This is a genomic window from Sphaerisporangium sp. NPDC049003 (assembly GCF_043197795.1).
Classification (GTDB): domain Bacteria; phylum Actinomycetota; class Actinomycetes; order Streptosporangiales; family Streptosporangiaceae; genus Sphaerisporangium.
Genome location: NZ_JBICTU010000014.1, coordinates 70633 through 88382, shown reverse-complemented (window position 1 = coordinate 88382; position 17750 = coordinate 70633). Strand labels below are relative to the sequence as shown.

General features: G+C 70.1%; 16 protein-coding genes. 7 read left to right on the top strand and 9 right to left on the bottom strand.

Translation table 11 applies throughout. From position 1 onward, the window contains the following. The first annotated feature begins 196 nt into the window (after nucleotides 1–196). Nucleotides 197–2881: a CDP-glycerol glycerophosphotransferase family protein gene (locus ACGFIV_RS17250; RefSeq protein ID WP_392835830.1), complete on the top strand. Its 2685-nt coding sequence runs from the start codon at nucleotides 197–199 to the stop codon at nucleotides 2879–2881. Next, complete coding sequence (locus tag ACGFIV_RS17245) at nucleotides 2878–3963, top strand: glycosyltransferase (RefSeq protein ID WP_358546775.1); 1086 nt, start codon at nucleotides 2878–2880, stop codon at nucleotides 3961–3963. Before ACGFIV_RS17250 ends, ACGFIV_RS17245 begins: the two co-directional genes overlap by 4 nt. 102 nt (nucleotides 3964–4065) lie before the next feature. Here the strand turns inward: ACGFIV_RS17245 and ACGFIV_RS17240 are convergent, their stop codons facing one another. Both ACGFIV_RS17240 and ACGFIV_RS17235 read right to left on the bottom strand, forming a co-directional pair. Continuing rightward, nucleotides 4066–5109, bottom strand: coding sequence for a sulfotransferase (locus ACGFIV_RS17240; protein ID WP_358546778.1), 1044 nt, complete (start codon nucleotides 5107–5109; stop codon nucleotides 4066–4068). A 2-nt stretch (nucleotides 5110–5111) separates the two neighbouring features. Further along, nucleotides 5112–6485, bottom strand: a complete 1374-nt coding sequence (locus ACGFIV_RS17235; RefSeq protein WP_392835825.1) for a CDP-alcohol phosphatidyltransferase family protein — start codon at nucleotides 6483–6485, stop codon at nucleotides 5112–5114. A 301-nt stretch (nucleotides 6486–6786) separates the two neighbouring features. Here ACGFIV_RS17235 and ACGFIV_RS17230 point away from each other — a divergent pair, with 301 nt between their 5' ends. Both ACGFIV_RS17230 and ACGFIV_RS17225 read left to right on the top strand, forming a co-directional pair. Continuing rightward, the gene (locus ACGFIV_RS17230) at nucleotides 6787–8736 is read left to right on the top strand and encodes a glycosyltransferase (protein WP_392835822.1); all 1950 of its coding nucleotides are present in this window, start codon (nucleotides 6787–6789) and stop codon (nucleotides 8734–8736) included. 83 nt (nucleotides 8737–8819) lie between these two features. Continuing rightward, nucleotides 8820–9533: a polysaccharide deacetylase family protein gene (locus ACGFIV_RS17225; protein ID WP_358546787.1), complete on the top strand. Its 714-nt coding sequence runs from the start codon at nucleotides 8820–8822 to the stop codon at nucleotides 9531–9533. Nucleotides 9534–9628: 95 nt separating this feature from the next. Here ACGFIV_RS17225 and ACGFIV_RS17220 read toward each other — a convergent pair whose 3' ends face one another. Both ACGFIV_RS17220 and ACGFIV_RS17215 read right to left on the bottom strand, forming a co-directional pair. After that, nucleotides 9629–9838, bottom strand: a complete 210-nt coding sequence (locus tag ACGFIV_RS17220; RefSeq protein ID WP_358546789.1) for a hypothetical protein — start codon at nucleotides 9836–9838, stop codon at nucleotides 9629–9631. A 212-nt stretch (nucleotides 9839–10050) separates the two neighbouring features. Next, a complete protein-coding gene (locus ACGFIV_RS17215) occupies nucleotides 10051–10221 on the bottom strand; it encodes a hypothetical protein (RefSeq protein WP_358546792.1) in 171 nt (56 codons plus the stop codon). Nucleotides 10222–10560: 339 nt separating this feature from the next. On the opposite strand from ACGFIV_RS17215, the gene ACGFIV_RS17210 reads away from it, so the two are divergent. Continuing rightward, nucleotides 10561–10791, top strand: a complete 231-nt coding sequence (locus ACGFIV_RS17210; RefSeq protein ID WP_358546794.1) for a DUF397 domain-containing protein — start codon at nucleotides 10561–10563, stop codon at nucleotides 10789–10791. Nucleotides 10792–10886: 95 nt separating this feature from the next. On the opposite strand, the gene ACGFIV_RS17205 is transcribed toward ACGFIV_RS17210, so the two are convergent. The 3 genes from ACGFIV_RS17205 to ACGFIV_RS17195 all read right to left on the bottom strand — a co-directional run bounded on the left by ACGFIV_RS17205 (nucleotide 10887) and on the right by ACGFIV_RS17195 (nucleotide 12891). Further along, on the bottom strand, nucleotides 10887–11369 hold the full coding sequence (locus ACGFIV_RS17205) for a GDYXXLXY domain-containing protein (protein WP_358546796.1): 483 nt from the start codon (nucleotides 11367–11369) through the stop codon (nucleotides 10887–10889). Beyond that, nucleotides 11366–12634: a DUF2157 domain-containing protein gene (locus ACGFIV_RS17200; protein ID WP_392835815.1), complete on the bottom strand. Its 1269-nt coding sequence runs from the start codon at nucleotides 12632–12634 to the stop codon at nucleotides 11366–11368. Before ACGFIV_RS17200 ends, ACGFIV_RS17205 begins: the two co-directional genes overlap by 4 nt. A gap of 113 nt (nucleotides 12635–12747) precedes the next feature. Beyond that, nucleotides 12748–12891, bottom strand: a complete 144-nt coding sequence (locus ACGFIV_RS17195) for a hypothetical protein (protein WP_358546801.1) — start codon at nucleotides 12889–12891, stop codon at nucleotides 12748–12750. A 207-nt stretch (nucleotides 12892–13098) separates the two neighbouring features. Between ACGFIV_RS17195 and ACGFIV_RS17190 the strand changes: the two genes are divergently transcribed. Then, nucleotides 13099–13623, top strand: a complete 525-nt coding sequence (locus ACGFIV_RS17190) for a SigE family RNA polymerase sigma factor (RefSeq protein WP_358546804.1) — start codon at nucleotides 13099–13101, stop codon at nucleotides 13621–13623. Continuing rightward, the gene (locus tag ACGFIV_RS17185) at nucleotides 13620–14768 is read left to right on the top strand and encodes a hypothetical protein (RefSeq protein WP_358546807.1); all 1149 of its coding nucleotides are present in this window, start codon (nucleotides 13620–13622) and stop codon (nucleotides 14766–14768) included. The genes ACGFIV_RS17190 and ACGFIV_RS17185 overlap by 4 nt, the downstream gene beginning before the upstream one ends. Here the strand turns inward: ACGFIV_RS17185 and ACGFIV_RS17180 are convergent. Both ACGFIV_RS17180 and guaA read right to left on the bottom strand, forming a co-directional pair. Further along, nucleotides 14726–15985: an acyltransferase family protein gene (locus ACGFIV_RS17180; RefSeq protein ID WP_392835995.1), complete on the bottom strand. Its 1260-nt coding sequence runs from the start codon at nucleotides 15983–15985 to the stop codon at nucleotides 14726–14728. The two genes, ACGFIV_RS17185 and ACGFIV_RS17180, sit on opposite strands and share 43 nt — an antisense overlap. A gap of 125 nt (nucleotides 15986–16110) precedes the next feature. Then, a complete protein-coding gene (gene guaA, locus ACGFIV_RS17175) occupies nucleotides 16111–17661 on the bottom strand; it encodes a glutamine-hydrolyzing GMP synthase (protein ID WP_358546812.1) in 1551 nt (516 codons plus the stop codon). Nucleotides 17662–17750 lie beyond the last annotated feature (89 nt).

The window sequence follows — 17750 nt, the reverse complement described above, 5'->3', positions numbered from 1 at the left end:
ACGACGCGTCCTGACGCGCCTGCGGCCGTACGGGCGGGGTTGGCGATAAGTGATTCGGGTGGTGATATCACCCCTGGCCTCGGCGATAAGCGCAAAAGTCGGGCAAGAGGAGGTCAGCACTCGCCCGAGACCGGCGGCATGAGTATCTGTCTGGGCATACCCGAGTCAGCGTCAATGCCGACTCGGGGGATGAAGCATGCAGCCGGACGTCAGCGTTGTGCTCATCACGTTCAATGATTCCGCCCGGCTGCCGCGCGCCATCACGTCCGTACTGAACCAGTCCCTCCACAACCTCGAAGTCATCGTCGTGGACGACGCGAGCACCGACGACACCGCCCGCGTGCTCGCCCAGTTCGGCGACCCGCGCGTCAGGTACATCCGCAGGCAGACCAACAGCGGGGGGTGCGGGGCGCCGCGCAACACCGGGCTGGACGCGGCCCGCGCTCCGCACATCATGTTCCTCGACAGCGACGACGAGCTGACCAGGCACGCCTGCAAGAGCCTGCTCAACGAGGTCGAAAGGACCGGCGTGGACTTCGCCGCCGGGCAGATCTCGCGGCTGTTCGAGGCGACCGGACGCACCCAGCGGTACTACCCGTCCCTCTACCGGCCGCGCAGGGTGGTCGAGGGCATCCGCAGCGAGCCGCGCCTGTTCCTCGACGGGTTCGCCACCAACAAGCTCTACCGCACCGCGTTCCTGCGCGAGCACGGCCTGCGCTTCGCCGAGAACATCCACTACGAGGACCACGTCTTCACGGCCGCCCTGTTCTGCGCCGCCCGGCGCTTCGCCGTCGTGCCGTGGGTGGTGTACCACTGGCGCCGCGCGGTCGACGCGACCTCCATCTCGCTCTCTATCCAGGAGCTGGACAACATCCGGCACCGGGTGCGGGCGGCGCAGATCAGCGACGCGATCCTGCGGGACAACGGCTGCTCTGACCTGGTCGGCGACAGGCAGCAGCGGTTCCTCGTCCAGGACCTGCGCGTCTACCTCAACAAGCTGCCGCGCCACACCACGGTCTGGATCAAGGAGTTCGCGTCGGTGGTGCGCCCGTACCTCGACGAGCTGGAGCCCGGAGTGCTGGGCAGGGCCGAGCCGATGACCCGGGTGTGCTGCCACCTCATCCGCACCGACCGGCCAGAGGACCTGGTGGTGGCGGCCCGTTCGCTGACCGGACCCAAGGCCGCGCCGCGCCACGCCATGCGGGTTGACGGCCGGACGTACTGGGGCCCGCGCGCCGACCCCGGCCTGGAGATCACCGGCCTGCGCCTGGCCGAGCTGCCGTTCACCGCGTCCAGGATCCGGCACGAGATCGCCGAGATGTCGTGCGAGGGGACGGTCGTGTCGCTGACCGTGCGCACCTACGACCCGTTCGCGGTGCTCCGCCGCTGGAAGACCGTGGCAGACCTGACCGTCAAGGGCATGAGCGTACGGCTGGAGCCGCGACGGCAGGCGGACGGCAGCTACCTCACGCAGGTGGAGATGGACCTCGCGGAGGCGCGGCTCGGCAGGCTGGGGTTCGACGGCTGGCGGGACGTGCGGATCGCGTTCACCCGTTCGGACGGGCACCGGACGAGCGACCGGCTGCTCGTCGATCCCACCGCGCCCCCGCTGGTGCTCACGGCGGGCCGGCACGAGGTCACGGTGGGCCCCGAGGGCGACAGCGCGTTCCTGCGCGTCTCCTGGCGCCCCGCCAGGCCGCTGCGCCGGGCGGCGCGGCTGCGCTCCCTGCGCACGCTGGTCGGCCGCGCCGACCTGAAGCTGTGGGTGTACCGGCACCTGATCCACGTGGTGCCGCGCCGCCGCGACCTCGCGCTCTTCGAGTCCGACATCGGCGCGGGCTACACCGGCAACCCCAAGTACATCCACGAGGAGATCCGCCGGCGCGGGCTGCCGCTTGAGGTGTGCTGGTCGGTACGCGGAGAACGTACGCACTTCCCGTCCGACGTGCCCCTCGTACAGCGGATGAGCTGGCGGTACATCTGGGTGATGGCCCGCGCGGGCTACTGGGTGGACACGCACGGCTTCCCGCTCGACTTCCCCAAGCCGAAGGGGACCCGCTACCTGCAGACCTGGCACGGGCAGACGCTCAAGACGGTCGGCTTCGACTCCCCCGACCTGCGCGGCGACTTCCCCGGCCCCCGCGAGCAGTGGCGCTCCGCCGTGTCGCGATGGGACGCTCTGGTGTCCCCCGGCCCGGAGTTCGAGCGGGTCTTCGTACCGTCGAACGGGTACACCGGCACCGTGCTCGGCTTCGGCTCGCCGCGCTGCGACGTCCTGGTCAACGGCGACCCGGCCGCCGGGCCCCGGGTGCGCGAGGCGCTGGAGATCCCCGAGGACCGCAAGATCCTCCTGTACGCGCCGACGTACCGTGACCGGTCGAAGCGGAGCGGGACGTCGGTACGGGCGGACCTCGACGCGCTCGCGGGGGCACTCGCGGACGAGTGGGTGGTGGTGCTCCGCACCCATCCGGCCGAGCGGTTCAAGGTGCCCGAGCGGATGCGGCACTTCGTACGGCCCGCCGGGTCGTACCCCGAGGTGAACGATCTCATCCTGGCCTCGGACGCGCTCCTCAGCGACTACTCGTCGATCATCTGCGACTACGCCTGCACCGGGCGGCCGATCCTGCTCTACGCCGACGACTACGAGGAGTACGTCCGGGTGGAGCGCGGGCTGAACTACGACCTGCGCGAGATCGCCCCAGGGCCCGCACTCGCGACCACATCCGAGCTGGTCGCGGCGCTGCGCGGGCTGCCCGCCGTCACCGCGGAGTACGCGGAGCGGTACGCGGACTTCGCCGGCCTGTTCTGCTCGGAGGAGACGGGCAAGGCCGCCCCACGGGTGGTGGACGCCTTCTTCCGCGGCTTCGGAGCCCGCCCGTGAACACTGCGAACACGGTCGTGTTCGCCTGCATGGACGCCGACACGCTCGGCGGCATCCAGCAGGTGACCCACACGGTCGCCCAGGGACTCGCCCTGCGCGGCCATGAGGTGCACGTGGTCGGCCTGCACGAGGCTCCCGACCCGTTCCGGTACGTCGAGCGGCCCCTGTACGAGCACCACGTGGTGCAGAAGCGCCCTCTCGGCGAGGGCCGGCGCCGGGTGGTGCGGCGGCGCTTCTCGCGGTTGCTGTCCTCGCTCGGACCGGGGTACGCGGTGCTGACCTCCCCCGGCGTGGTGTCGTGGATCGCCGACCTGCTGCCGCCCCGGCTGCGCTCCATCGGGCAGTACCACGGCTCGTTCGACCACGCGCGCGGGACCTCTCACTTCGCGTCCGTACGCCGGGACTACGGGGACCTCGGGCAGGCCGTGTTCCTGAGCCCCGACGACGCCGGGCGGTTCGCCGAGGAGGCGCTGCTGCCGAACACCGCGGACCTGCCCAACCCGCTGCGTGCGTGGCCGGAGAAGACGTCCTTCCTCGACGTGCCGCGAGTGCTGGGGGTCGGCCGCCTGGCCGCGGTCAAGCGCTTCGACCGGCTGATCACGGCCTTCGCCCGCGCCGCCCGCACCCGGTCCCAGTGGGAGCTGCACCTGATCGGCGACGGGCCCGAGCTGTCCCGCCTGCGCTCGCACGCCGCCTCCGTCGGGGTAGCCGAGCGTGTGGTGTTCCGCGGGCGGGTCCCGGCCTCGGAGATCGGCCAGGAGTACCTCAACGGCTCGATCCTCGGGCTCTCCAGCGAGCACGAGGGGTTCCCGCTGGTCGTGGGCGAGGCGGCCTCGTACGGCATGCCGACGGTCGCCTTCGACGTCTCGGGGGGCGTGCGGTCGCTGGTCATGGACGGCACGACCGGCGTGCTCGTGCCGCCCGCGGACGTAGACGCGTTCACCGGCGCGCTGAGCGGGCTGATGGCGGATCCGGCCAGGCGACGGCGGCTCGGAGCGGCGGGCCGGGTCCACGCGGAGTCGTTCCGGCTCGACAGGGTGCTGGACCGCTGGGAGGACCTGTTCGCCCGGACCCGCCGCTGACCCGCCCGTTGATCGGCCCGCCCGTTCGCGAGAACCGCGCGTGTGTGCCGGAGTTGATCGGCGTGTGTGCCGGAGCGGCATTCCCCGCGCGCGTCAGGGGTGCTATCCCCTGATGAGCTCCTGGGACGCGCTGCGCGGCCTCGGAACCCGCGCGAGCGAGATCTGCCCGGAGGTGAGCATGGCAGGCAGGGGGCCGGGCTCGCGCAGGCGGTTGACCCAGTCACCGCCCTGCTGCTTGTACCGGGACAGCCTGCGCCGGGCGGCCGTCTTGCGGTAGGCCAGCAGTTGCTGGGCGGATGCCTTGGAGCCGGCCGTCTCGTAACCGTGCGCCCGGAGACGGCTTCCCAGCACCTGGTCGCAGAGCGCGATCTCCCAGGGTTCGAGCCGGGTGGCCCAGCCGCCCACGCTCGCCCTGGTGACCTCCCTGTGCGTGTTGTTGTGCCACACCTTGTACGCGGGCACCGCCATCCCTGCCACCTTCCGTGGCTCGCACATCGCGGGATCGAAGTCCTCCCCGATGAACGCGCACAGCTTGGTGAGCTCCGTCTCGGGGTCGGCGGTCAGGTCCTCGTAGCGCATCTCGTAATAGCTGCCCGCCGGCAGCCGCTCGGCGCAGCGCCGCCCGTGGTCGACCGACTCCGACCAGATGGCGACCGCATGGAAGACGTCGAGCCTGAACCAGGGCATCTCCTTCAGCGAGGCCACGCAGTCGCGCCCGTCCCTGATCATGTTGACGAACTGGGCGTCGGGGAAGAGCCGGAGCAGGGCGTCGACGTGCTTGACGTAGCAGGGCCGCTTGTCCCCCCAGCGCGGCTTGCCGAACCGCTCGGCGTACGCCCGGAAGGCCTCTCCGGTCACCGACCCCAGCGACCCGGGGCCCTCGACGGCCCTGCGCACGTACGTCGCGCGGTCGATGCCCAGCTGGCGGAACTTGGTGGCCTTGTCGGTGGCGATCCACTCGGCCAGCCTGCGCCGGTTCTCGGCGTCGCGCATGTCCCCGTAGAGGCGGCGGCGGAAGTACGCCGAGAGCAGGAAACGGGTCTCCGGCGGCACCGCGACGCGCTCGTGCGAGTGCAGCATGAGCTGCAGCAACGTGGTGCCGGAACGCGGACATCCGATGACGAAGATCGGCCTGTCGGGACTCATCTCTACACCCCCGTGAAGAACGGGTCGGTCCGCACGTACCGCTGGTCGTCCTGGTCCGGCTCCATGAGCCCGTCCTGCCCCGCGAGCGCACGGGTGGAGAGCCACATGCGGTAGACGAGGAAGATCTCGTTGAGGACGAGCAGGGCGCCGGCGCCGGTCGTGACCGGAAGCAGCGCCGAGGACCCGAGCAGAGGCGCGACCACGAACACGGCCGCGTGGAACTCGATGCCGCTCATCAGATGGGTGCGCACCCGGTGCCGCGCGAGGCACTCGATCAGGCGCTCACGCGCGCTCATCGCGACCGGGGCCTCCCCCTCCGGCAGGGGCGCCCGCTCCTGGTCGTACGGCGCGCGGCGCGGTGAGGGCGGGGCATGGGAGAGCGCCCCGGGGGAGATGGGCTGGGTGGAGGTCAGTGAGTCGCCGGGGACGGACGCCTGCCGGGGGATCGTGGCGCCATGAGCCGCTATCCCCTGGAGCCCCGGCGCGTGACCATCCGGCGCGGGTGACCCGGCATCCGGCTCGTACGAACCGTCGTGGCCGCCCGGGTCGTACGAACCGTCACGGTCGCCCCGCTCATACGAACCGTCGTGGCCGCCCGGGTCGTACGAACCGTCACGGCCGCTCCGCTCGTACGAACCGTCGCGGTCGCCCGGGTCGTACGAGCCGTCGTGGGACGCGGCGACGTGGAGGCCCGGCTCGCGTGAGCCGTCGCGGCGGACGTACTCGCGGGCGCCGGGGTCCTCGTCGCCCATCTCACGCGAGCGGGCGTCGCGTTCGGCGATCTCGTACACCGCCGGCTCGTACGGCGAGGCCATCTGGTCGTAGGGCTCGTAGGACCCGTACCCCTCGTACGGGCCGTACGCGTGGTCGGGAAGATCGGGAGCCGAGGAGCTGTAGGTCATGTCGTACCCCGGGCCCTGGTCCAGCGACTCGACGGCCATGGCGTCGCGCACCGCCGCCAGCTCCTCGCGGCGCGCGATGCGCCTGCGGAGCTTCACCGTCTGGCGCACCCGCTTCATCTGCGGAGCGTTGACGTAACGGAACAGGTCGAGGATGGCGATCCCGGCGCCGAGCAGCACATAGGCGAGCCGTCCGGTCGCGGCGTACTGACCGTAGGCGATGCCGAAGGCGCAGCAGATGACGCGGATCCGGTCGCCGACGTAGTCGAGCCAGAGGCCGAACGGGGTGCCGGTGCCCTTGAGGCGGGCGATCTTGCCGTCCACACAATCGATCATGAAGCTGACGTAGAACAGCACCGCACCCAGCACGAGGCGATTGGCCGCGAAACAGGCCGCGGAGGCCATGCCGAGTACCAGCGAGAAGCGGGTAAGGGCGTTCGGGGTGATCTCGGTGCGATTCGCTACGAACAGTGCCATCCGGCATGCCACCGGGTCGACCATGAACACCGTCCACCATGAGTCTCGGCGTTTGCGCGTCGCCCGGACGTCATCCAGCGAATAGGACCTCATGACAGCCAGCATGGCCACGTGAAGCCACCTAAAACTCACCCTCTGTAACTAACATGAGATCTCTAGATGCTTTCTTGACCGCCCCTGGCGACTGATCCACACGCCTTGACCTCCGGGCGCACGAAGGCGAGCCGCCGGTCGCCCGCGCAACACGCAACACGCCTTCCAACCACGCTGTGTACACTGCCGACCACATATCGTAGTGACCATGACCTCGACGCGCAGGAAGGCGCATTTGACGGAGCTGAGCGTCATCGTCCCGATCTACAAGGTGGAGCCTTACCTCGCCGCGTGCCTCGACTCGCTGGCGTCGCAGACCTGGCGCGACCTGGAAGTCATCATGGTCGACGACGGCTCCCCGGACGCCAGCGCCGCCATCGCCGCGCGGTTCGCCGCACGCGACTCCCGGTTCCGGCTGGTCAGCCAGCCGAACATGGGCTTGGGCGGCGCGCGGAACACCGGCGTCGGCCACGCCTCCGGCGAGTTCCTCGCCTTCGTCGACAGTGACGACCTGCTCCCCGAGTACGCCCTTGAGTATCTCGTCGCGAGCCTGCGCGCGACCGGGTCGGACTTCGCGACGGGCAACGTCGACGTGCTCACCTCCCGTGGCAGGAGGCGGTCGCCGATGCACCGCCCCATTTTCCGCGGGTCGGCGGCCGGGACCCATGTCACCCGCAGGCCCGTCCTGCTGTACGACCGGCTGGTGACCAACAAGCTGTGGCGCCGCTCCTTCTGGGACCTGCACGGCCTGCGGTTCCCCGAAGGCGTCCTCTACGAGGACATCCAGGTCGCCATCCCCGCGCACTTCCTCGCCGCGAAGGTGGACGTGCTGGCCGCCCCCGTGTACGTCTGGCGTCGTCACGCGAGCTCCATCACCCGCAACCGGGTGAACATCAAGAGCATGGAGGACCGCTTCTCGGCCGTCGCGTCCGTACGCCGGTTCCTTGAGGAGCACGGGTCGCGCAGGCACCTGCGCGAGTGGGACCGCGTTGCGCTCGACTCCGACCTGCGGATCTTCATGCACCTCCTCGACCGCGCCGACGAGCCGTTCCAGGAGCGCTTCCTCGATCTCACGGCCGCCTACCTCGGCCAGGTCCACCGGGCGTCGACCGACCACCTCACCGCGATCAGACGCCTCCAGTGGCATCTCGCCGGGCGCCGGATGCTTCCCGAGCTGCTCGAAACGGTCACCTTCGAGAGGACCGCCACCGACGAGCACGCGCCGGCCGTGCGGCACGGGCTCCGCCACTACGGGCGGCTTCCCTTCCTGGACGACCCCAGGTACGCCGTGCCGCGCGAGGTCTACCGCATGCGCGACGACCTCGCGCTCGAACAGGAGGTGCGCGCGGTGGCCTGGCGGGCGGGCAAGCTGGTCCTGTCCGGCCGTGCCCGCGTCCTGCACCTGCGCGCCACCCGGCGGCGCGACCAGCAGCTGGTCGCCTGGCTGGTGCAGAAGGACGCCCGCCGCCGGCTGCCCCTGGGCGTCGTCCTCGGGGCCCGGGGCCGCTACCGGCTCACCGTCGATCCGCGCCGGCTCCATCTCAGGCGGGCGTCGTCACCGGCCACCTGGACGGTGGAGCTGTGGGTCCAGAACCACGGCGTCTTCCATCGGGCCGAGCTCGGCCCACCGGCCCACATCAAGGCACGGGGCCTGGTGAGCATGCAGATCGAGCAGGGGGTGTGGGCCCGGCCTCACTGGTCCGACCAGAAGACGCTGCGGATCACCGTCGGCCCGTCCGTGGCCCTCCTGACCGGCCATCGCCTCGCCGGGGAGTCCCTGGAGCTCTCGCTGGAGGTGTCCGTCCAACTCGGCGACGACGGCCGGCTGTGCCTGACGCCCCGGCCGGGCGGCCTCACGAGCCACCACCCGCTCGTACGGGGCGACGGGCCGGCGTCGTTCGTGGCCCGCGTTCCCTTAGCCGCGCTGAAACGGAGCACCACCGGTCGGCAGTCCGAGTGGCGGGCGCACGTCATGGGCAGCGCGCTGCGTGAGCCGATCGCGGTCACCCTGACCGGCACCAAGCCCCGGCCCCGCCACGTCGTCGCCGACCAGGAGATCGCCCTGCGCCGGGCCGCCGCCGACGAGCTCGCCATCCGCGTACGGAACCCGCGCACCAACGCGACGATCTTCCCCGCGGAACGCCAATCAATTGTCTGATCGATACCTATACTGCGAGATTTTCCGTCTGTTCGGGGGGTGGGATAAGGTGGCGCGGCGCTGACGGAAATGGAGAAAACTCGATGCGGCGATGGATTCCGATCGTGCTCGCGGCCACCGTAGCCCTGGCGGCGGCACCGCCCGCATCCGCCGACGACAGTGCGTCCAAGGGTGCCGTCAACTGCGCGAAGGTCAAGTGCATCGCCCTCACCTTCGACGACGGCCCGGGCCCGTACACCGGAAAGCTGCTCGACCTCCTGCGCGAGCACCGTACGAAAGTCACGTTCTTCCTGGTCGGCCGGCGCGTCGCGAAGTTTCGGAAAACCGCGCGCAGAATGGCGCGCGAGGGCCACGAGATCGGCGGCCACACGTACACTCATCCGCACCTGACCTCCCTTTCCGACGACGAGGTACGGGACGAGATCGTCCGGACCCAGGACGCCATCCGCCGGGCCACCGGCAAGGAGCCCGACATCATGCGCCCGCCGTTCGGCGACACCGACGACCGCGTGAGATCCATCGCGGCCGAGCTGGGCCTGTCGCAGATCGTCTGGGACGGCTCCTCGCGCGACTGGGAACTGCGCGACACCGCCGCCATCACCAAGAAGGTCCTCGGCCTCGCCAAGCGCGACCGCGTCGTCCTCATGCACGACATCTGGCCCGAGACCGTCAAGGCCATGCCCAAGATCCTGACCACACTGGAGAAGCGGGGCTACCACGTCGTCCCGGTGAAGTCCCTCCGCCGCGGCAGACAACTCAACGCGGGCGAGACCTACCCCATCGGCGGCTGGAACTGAGATAGGCGACTTACGGCCCCGCCCACTCTCCAAAGCCCGCCCCGGAGCCTGCGCCGGGATGATCAGCAGACTCACGCGAACTGACCTGAGGCTGATCAGGGAATGTCTTCGCTGGGCTCGCCGGGAGCGGAGTCGGTGGGAAGGGGGTGGCAGGTGTGGAGGCGCCAGTGGCTGATGGCCGGGTCGGCGAGGGCTTCGTTGACGGTTTCCTTGATCTGCGCGGGGGTGGCGTCGTCGCCGGTCTCCACGCGGATGGTGATCTCTCCGTTGGCCTGTGTGAGGTCCTTGCGCCATTGATCGGGCAACAGGGCCAATATGCGGATGCCGTCGATCGGTGACTTACCCGCTGGGTGTGACGGCGTGGTGTGCATCGTTAATTCGACCAGCATTATCTATCGTCCTCATTCAGTCCCAGGTGGTGCCGTTCGTGCCTGCCGGGGCGGAATCCCATCGTCGCGCCAGGGTGTCGGCCAGGGCCGAGTCCCAGGTCGTGCCGGTGGTGTTTGGGGGCGGTGTCTCAGGTGGTGCTCATGGCCGAGACGCGGGATGCCGTGTCCTCGGTGGTGCCGGCGGTGAGGATGGTGCGGCCGCCGATGGCGATGCTACAAGCGCAGCGGCCGAGACGGCGGCGGCGGACGCTTTCGCGACGAAGTTGAAATTGATCCGAGAGGGTGGAGCGGTTCGCCATTGTATTTCACTTTCCCAGGGACCGCGCATTCTCCACCCCAGGGATGCGCGTTCATTCTCGTGGAAACGATCCGACGGGAATGACAGCCACAAACCAGACGAACCGGCGGCCGCAAGAAGCGTGCGGGCGACCGCTGCCTGGCGGTCGGGCCGCGGACGTGTCCATCCGCGCCTTCAGGGGTTGCATCACCCCAGGTCAGGGTTACCATAGTGCTGAATTGCCGTCGAGTTGGATTAGACGTAGACATTACAGGGACGGCGGCTGCTAATGTTGTCGCCAAGCATTTTAGTGGTCGCGTTCAACTCCAATGACGGTCCGAGTCGATTCGAAAGAAGGAACATGAGCGGTGTGCACGAAAAGGCCGAGCTGTACGCGCTCGACATCTCGGATGTGACCTGGCTCAGCGCCCCGGGGAGCAGTTCTGAAGACCGCATAGAGATCGCGTACCTGCCCGGCGGCGCGGTCGCGCTCCGCAACCCGTCCGACCCCAACGGCACGGTGCTCAGATACACGGCCGCCGAGTGGCACGCCTTCGTGCTGGGCGTCCAGGACGGGGAGTTCGACGACTGATCGCCGATCGGCCGGTGATCGGGCGAAGTAGGGCCCCCGAGACTGATCGGGGGCCCTTCGCGCGCATACGAGTCCCGGCCCTGAGCGTGACGGGTCTAACGGGGCACGACCCCGATGACGGCGGCGTTACCTCTGCGGTCGATCTTGACTACGGCCGCCGCCCGGTCGCCCGTCAGGTCGTCCTGGAGGTGCTGGGCCTCGTCCTGCGGGAGGAACAGGCTGTCGATCCCGCAGGACAGCGACCCGTACCCCCACGTCTGGCACGCCAGGTACGGCTGGGCGGCCGGGCGCTGCCGTACGATTCCGGCGCCCTTCCACAGGCCGCCGTCGGGGACGAGCGGTACGAACGCCGCTCCCGCCTCCTGGCCGTCGGCGGTCGGCAGCCCCGGGTAGACCAACCCCACGTACGCCCCCCGGAAGGGATCGACCGGGTCGAGGGGTCCCGCGGCCAGGCGGTATTCCGTGCCGGTCAGCCTGGCCGAGAGCCGAGGGGCGACCGCCACCACGAGCAACACGGCCTGCAGGAGCAGCGCGGCGGCCACCAGCACCGGGCGCGAGAGCAGGAGACGGCGGTTCATCGGGTCGCCTCCATCAGGCGGCGACGCCCGTAGAAGGCCAGCGTTCCGGTGAGGATCAAGACCACCCCGAGGACCAGGAAGAGCGCGGCCCCGGTGAACAGGGGCTGGAACACGGCGAAGCTCTGCGCCGTGACGAAGACCACGAGGGCGGCCGTCGCGAGGAAGACCAGGTACGACAGGTCACGCCGGGCCGCGGCGACGGCGAACCAGCTCGCCGCCAGGATGTAGACCAGGGTGCCCACCACCGCCCGCGCCGTCTGCCCGGCGGTGAACCCGCCCGAGTACCCGTAGTCGCCACCGGGCGACCACACCACCAGCAGCAGTGCGAGCCCGGTCATGACGCCCACGGCGAGCACCTCGCGGCGGCCGTTCGCGTCACCCAGGACGAGCGCGGCGCCCACGGCGACAGCGGCCACGGCCAGCCCGGCCCAGAGCGCCGCCGAGCCGAACAGCTCGTCCCGCCCCACACCGGGGAAAGCCGCGACGAACAGCCCACAGAGCGCCAGCACCACCCCGGCCAGCCGCCACGGCGCCGCGAACCTGATCCGTACTCCGGAGGAGGCCGAGCCGGACGGCCGGCCCGGCGGTGCGGATTCCAGGTGCCCGGCCGATGGTGCGGATACGGGATGTACGGCCGATGGTGCGGGAGCCGGTGGCCGAGCCCGCTCGTGCAGGACCGCGGCCGACAACGCGACCGCGCCTGCGAACAGCAGGGACATCGAAACGGCCGCCGCGCCGTCCGCCTGCTCCCCGACGAGCCAGCCGTACCAGGTGGCCCCGATCACCAGCGCCGCGACGAGCGGGCCCGCCGCACCGGTCGCGTACGCGTAGGCCAGCGTGCCCGCGGCCCACACACCGAGGAGGACGGAGGTGTACGCGGGAACCTGGAGGCTCTGCGCCGTCTGGAAGATCACTCCACCACCGGCAAGGACCGTGACCAGCCTGGCCGCCTGCTTCCCTGCCGGATGCGACAGGACCTCCCCGATGACCGCCGAGCCGATCCAGACCAGGACGATCCCGGCGAGGCGGGCCAAGGGCGGGAGCTGGTCGAGATTCGCGGACACGAGCCAGATGAGCCCGACGCCGAGAAAGCCGCCACCGAGCACCAGCACGAGCCGTTCGAGGCTCAAGCGCCGGCCGACGGCGTAACGGCCCCCGATGCGCCGCGCCGTGTCGGCGTCGATGATCCCCTCCGCCTGCCACCGGGCCAGTTCCCCGTGCAGCCACGCCAGGCGGCGTGCCGGAACCTGCCGGATCGATTCCATCCCGCGTTGCCTCCTGTCATCCCCCGGCCCGATGCGGCCGATTGCCCCAGTTTGGCGTGACAGAGGAGCTTAGAGTATGAGCATCCGTACTCAACTCCGGAAGTGCCTTCACCTCAGGGCGAGCGGGTGGCCGGCAGGGAGCGGGTCAGGCGGCGGCCCAGGTGCTGCATGGGGCGTTCGACGAGGCGGTAGCTCAGCCAGCTACAGCACAGCACCACGGCGACGAACGCGACGGCGAGCAGGGCCTGGACGGCCATCGGCCGATCGCGGGGGTCACCGAACAGGGTGACGAAGAGCTTCGGCAGCGGATGGACGGGTGACCGCCGCGACCGTACGGAGGCCGGAGATCTGTCCCCGCCCTCGACTCCGGGACGTACGTCCGTTCAGCAGCGGCTGCATGCCAAGACCTCTGAGGTTCCAACCCGGCCAGCTCTCCTTGCGTTGATACAGGCGAAAGGAGACGCATGGATAGATATGAGGGTTTCAAGGAGTTCGTTGGCAGCCGCCAGCAGTCGCTGATGCGCAGCGCCTACCTGCTCACCGGGGACGCCAGCCGGGCCGAGGACCTGCTGCAGACCGCGCTCATGCGGACCGCGAGGCACTGGCCCCGGCTCGTAAAGGACGGCAATCCGGAGGCGTACGTCCGCAGAGCCCTGATCAACCAGCACATCTCCTGGTACAGGCGGCTGCGCGGGACCGTGGAGGTGCCCATCGCACACCCTCCCGAACACGGCCGCGATCTCGGCGACGAAAGCCTGCACCGCCTCGCGCTGCGTCAGGCCCTCCTGCGGCTGACGCCCCGCCAGCGCGCCGTCCTGGTGTTGCGCTTCTACGAGGACCGCACCGTCGACGAGACCGCCGACCTGCTCGGCTGCTCCCCGGGCACGGTCAAGAGCCAGACCAACCACGCCCTGGGACGGCTGCGCGTCCTCGCCCCCGAACTGGCCCATCTGCTCCACGACGTCGTACCCCAGGAGGTCGCCCGATGACCGGAATCCGCGACGAACTCGAACTCCTCGCCGCCGAGGCTCCCACGGTCGCCCTGGCCGACCGCGCGGTGCGTGGGGCGCGACGCCGGCGGGCGGGCGCCTTCGGCTCGGCGCTGACGGCGCTGGTCGCCGTGGCGCTGAGCGCGACCGTACTGACCGGCGGTCCAGACCGGAACACGATCAGCACCAAGGTCACCGACGTGCTGCCCGCCGCGGGGGTGGACCCGCTGAGTCACGCTTACTACGACTGGTGCGGGCAGAGCACCGGCTTCGCGGGCAAGGAGTGCGTCCAGTGGCGGGTGGTGACGCGGACCGGCCAGAGCTTCAGGATGCCGGAGGCACTGGGCGTCTACACCGAGCAGAGCAGCGAGAACTATATGAACGCCGCCGCTCCGTTGGCGATCACACCGGATGGCCGGAGGATCGCGTACTACAGCGACAAGGACCAGAAGTTCGCCGTACGAGACCTGGCGAGCGGCCGGATCTGGCTGACCCCGCAGACCGTGAGCAGGACGACGATGGTGTCCGGAGGCGGGCTGCTGCGGCTGTCACCCGACGGCCGCTTCCTCGGCCTGAACGGTGTGGGCTGGCCGAACGTGGTCGTCGACGTGGAGAGCGGACAGACCACCCCGATCCCCGAAGGATGGCATGCGCAAAGGGTGCCCAGCGGTGGCACGCCGGTCGTCGTGGCCGACGAGGGTTTCCAGTTCGGCCTGCTGGCCGAGGGGAAGGTACGTCCCTTCACCGCGGCGGGCACTTCCACGACGCTGAGCGCGCTGGCGCCCGACGGGCGGACGGTGGCCTACATGACCCGCGGCAAATCGCCCAAGGACGGCGACGACGAGGACCGACCGGACGACACGATCGTCACCGTCGACGCGACGACGGGAAAAACCCTGACCACGGCGAAGTTCCGGGGCGCGCCCAAGGACTTCAGGCCTTGGCTGGTGGGCGGATGGCACAGCCCCACGGAAGTGTCGGTCGCGGCCTCGATCTACGACTGGTCGCTGAAGGGCCGGGAGGGCGATACGCCGACCCTGGGCGAGACGACGTACGCGGTCGACGTCACCACGGGCCAGGTCCGGAAGCTGGCCACCTACTCCTACCGCGCCTGGTCCGGTGACGTCGTGATCCCCGACTTCTGAAGGCCGGCCGCGTCATAGCAGCGGGTGGCCGGCAGGGAGCGGGTCAGGCGGCGGCCCAGGTGCTGCATGGGGCGTTCGACGAGGCGGTAGCTCAGCCAGCTACAGCACAGCACCACGGCGACGAACGCGACGGCGAGCAGGGCCTGGGCGGCCATCGGCCGCTCGCGGGGGTCACCGAACAGGGTGACGAAGAGCTTCAGCAGCGGATGGTGCAACAGGTAGACCGAGTAGCTGATCATGCCCAGCCAGACCAGCACGCGCGGCACCGTACGACGCCGCAGGGCCATGCCGAGCGCGAAGGTCACCCCGGCCATCACCAGCGTGGTGATCCACACGCGGGGGTAGGACCACCAGCCGTACGTGAAGGCGAAGAAGGGGATGACGGCCAGCAGGACGGTCACCACCGCGACCGTACGGAGGCCGGAGACCTGTCCGCGCTCCCAGCGGTGGATCACCGTACCGGTGAACATCACCGCGAGGATCGCGGCGCCCAGCCAGGGCGTACGGCTGCCGAGGAGCAGGAGCGTCACGGCCAGGCCGCCGATGAGCAGCGCGCCGGCCGTGCGCGCCCTGCCGGAGCCGGTGACCACGCACGCCAGCCCGGCGACCACGACGCCGAGAGCGACGAAGGCGGCCGGGCCGCGCGCGAGGACGGGGGCCTCCAGCACCAGCCCGACGACGAGCGCGGCGACGGCGAACGCCACGGCCCAGACCCCGCTGCGCCGGTGGAGGCCCCCGACGAACAGTGCCGTGATCAGGAGGTAGAAGACCATCTCGTACGAGAGCGTCCACATGGTGTCGGCGACACCGGCGGAGCCGACCACGTCGACGAGCATGGTGGCGTGCGCGGCGGCGGTGGGCAGATCGGGCACGACCGCCGGGCGCAGCGGCACCAGCGGGAGCATCACCAGCACGAGCCCGATGACCAGGAAGTAGAGCGGATAGAGCCGGAAGAACCTGCCGGCCCAGAACGAGCGCACATCACCCCGCCGCTCCAGCGACGCGGGAATGATGTAGCCACTGACCAGGAAGAACACGAGAACGCCGTACATGCCGAGGTTGAACCAGTGAGGCCGCAGCCCCGGCAGGAACCGGTAGAACATGTGCTCAAGCAACACGGCCGTCGAGGCCACACCGCGAATCGCGTCGAGCCAGGCCAGCCTGTGCCCCGGAGAATCAACGGAAGCGGGCGCCGTCTCGGTACGCGGCTGAGCCATAAGCATTCGACAAAACTTACCGGCCCGAGGCCGGGCAAACCGTCAACCGACCTATTTACGTTGTTAATCCCATTTGCACCGCTTTATCTGGGACTAAACACTAATAGCCGTCATACCGCGACCGGTCACTCCCACTCGATGGTGCCCGGGGGCTTGCTGGTCACGTCGAGGACGACGCGGTTGATCTCGCGGACCTCGTTGGTGACGCGGGTGGAGATGCGGGCCAGCACGTCGTACGGCACGCGCGACCAGTCGGCCGTCATGGCGTCCTCGCTGGTCACCGGCCTGAGCACGACCGGGTGGCCGTACGTGCGGCCGTCGCCCTGTACGCCGACCGAGCGCACGTCGGCGAGCAGCACGACCGGGCACTGCCAGATGTCGCGGTCGAGACCCGCGCGGGACAGCTCCTCGCGGGCGATGGCGTCGGCCTCGCGCAGGATGGACAGCCGGTCGTGGGTGACCTCGCCCACGATGCGGATGCCGAGCCCGGGGCCGGGGAACGGCTGGCGCCACACCATCGCGGACGGCAGGCCGAGCTCCTCGCCCGCCCGGCGTACCTCGTCCTTGAACAGGGTGCGCAAGGGCTCGACCAGGGAGAACTTCAGGTCGTCCGGCAGGCCGCCCACGTTGTGGTGGGACTTGATGTTGGCCGTGCCCGTGCCGCCGCCCGACTCGACCACGTCGGGGTACAGGGTGCCCTGGACGAGGAAGTCGACGGGGCCGTCGGCGAGGATGGCGCGCTGCTCGTCCTCGAAGACGCGGATGAACTCGCGGCCGATGATCTTGCGCTTCTCCTCGGGGTCGGACACCCCGGACAGGGCCTTCAGGAACCGCTCGGCGGCGTCCACGACCCGCAGCCTCACACCCGTGGCCGCGACGAAGTCGCGCTCGACCTGCTCGGCCTCACCCTTGCGAAGCAGCCCGTGGTCGACGAAGACGCAGGTCAGCCGGTCGCCGATGGCCCGCTGGACGATCGCGGCGGCCACCGCGGAGTCGACGCCGCCCGACAGCCCGCAGATCGCCCGCCCCTCGGGGCCGACCTGCTCGCGCACGGCCTCGATGGCGTCCTCGACGATGTTGAGCATGGTCCAGGACGGGCGGCAGCCCGCCGCGTCGAGGAAGTGCCTCAGCACCGTCTGGCCGTGCTCCGAATGCAGGACCTCGGGGTGGAACTGCACGCCGTACAGGCCTCTGTCGCGGCACTCCATGGCCGCGACCGGGGTGTCCTTGGTCCACGCGGTGACCTCGAAGCCCTGCGGGGCCGCGGCGACGCTGTCGCCGTGCGACATCCAGACCGACTGGGCCGAGGGGAGCCCGGCGAAGAGCACGCCCTCGCTTCCCACGGTCAGTTGTGTGCCGCCGTACTCGGCGATGCCGGTCTGGGCGACCTGGCCGCCGAGGACCCGGGCCATCTCCTGGAAGCCGTAGCAGATGCCGAAGGTCGGCACCCCCGTCTCGAACAGCCCCTCGGGGGCCGCGGGGGCGCCCTCGGCGTACACCGAGGAGGGGCCGCCGGACAGGATGATCGCCTTCGGGTTCTTGGCCAGCATCTCGCTCACCGGCATGGTCGAGGGGACGATCTCGGAGTACACGTGGCACTCACGGACCCGCCGGGCGATCAGCTGCGCGTACTGCGCGCCGAAGTCGACGACAAGCACCGTGTCGAACTCAGACACCGAAAAGACCCCCCAAAAGACGCCGCGGTCCCCACAGTCTATCGGCGGCCACCGCTGCCGGGACGCCTCCCAAGATCCTCCGGGGACGC

Coding starts and splice junctions, on each gene's coding strand:
- ACGFIV_RS17250 (WP_392835830.1), top strand. CDS start 197: ATGCAGCCGGACGTCAGCGTTGTGCTCATCACGTTCAATGATTCCGCC.
- ACGFIV_RS17240 (WP_358546778.1), bottom strand. CDS start 5,109: ATGAGTCCCGACAGGCCGATCTTCGTCATCGGATGTCCGCGTTCCGGC.
- ACGFIV_RS17185 (WP_358546807.1), top strand. CDS start 13,620: ATGACCGGAATCCGCGACGAACTCGAACTCCTCGCCGCCGAGGCTCCC.
- ACGFIV_RS17205 (WP_358546796.1), bottom strand. CDS start 11,369: ATGAACCGCCGTCTCCTGCTCTCGCGCCCGGTGCTGGTGGCCGCCGCG.
- ACGFIV_RS17235 (WP_392835825.1), bottom strand. CDS start 6,485: ATGGCACTGTTCGTAGCGAATCGCACCGAGATCACCCCGAACGCCCTT.
- ACGFIV_RS17180 (WP_392835995.1), bottom strand. CDS start 15,985: ATGGCTCAGCCGCGTACCGAGACGGCGCCCGCTTCCGTTGATTCTCCG.
- ACGFIV_RS17210 (WP_358546794.1), top strand. CDS start 10,561: ATGAGCGGTGTGCACGAAAAGGCCGAGCTGTACGCGCTCGACATCTCG.
- ACGFIV_RS17195 (WP_358546801.1), bottom strand. CDS start 12,891: ATGGCCGTCCAGGCCCTGCTCGCCGTCGCGTTCGTCGCCGTGGTGCTG.
- ACGFIV_RS17200 (WP_392835815.1), bottom strand. CDS start 12,634: ATGGAATCGATCCGGCAGGTTCCGGCACGCCGCCTGGCGTGGCTGCAC.
- ACGFIV_RS17225 (WP_358546787.1), top strand. CDS start 8,820: ATGCGGCGATGGATTCCGATCGTGCTCGCGGCCACCGTAGCCCTGGCG.
- ACGFIV_RS17215 (WP_358546792.1), bottom strand. CDS start 10,221: ATGGCGAACCGCTCCACCCTCTCGGATCAATTTCAACTTCGTCGCGAA.
- ACGFIV_RS17230 (WP_392835822.1), top strand. CDS start 6,787: ATGACCTCGACGCGCAGGAAGGCGCATTTGACGGAGCTGAGCGTCATC.
- ACGFIV_RS17190 (WP_358546804.1), top strand. CDS start 13,099: ATGGATAGATATGAGGGTTTCAAGGAGTTCGTTGGCAGCCGCCAGCAG.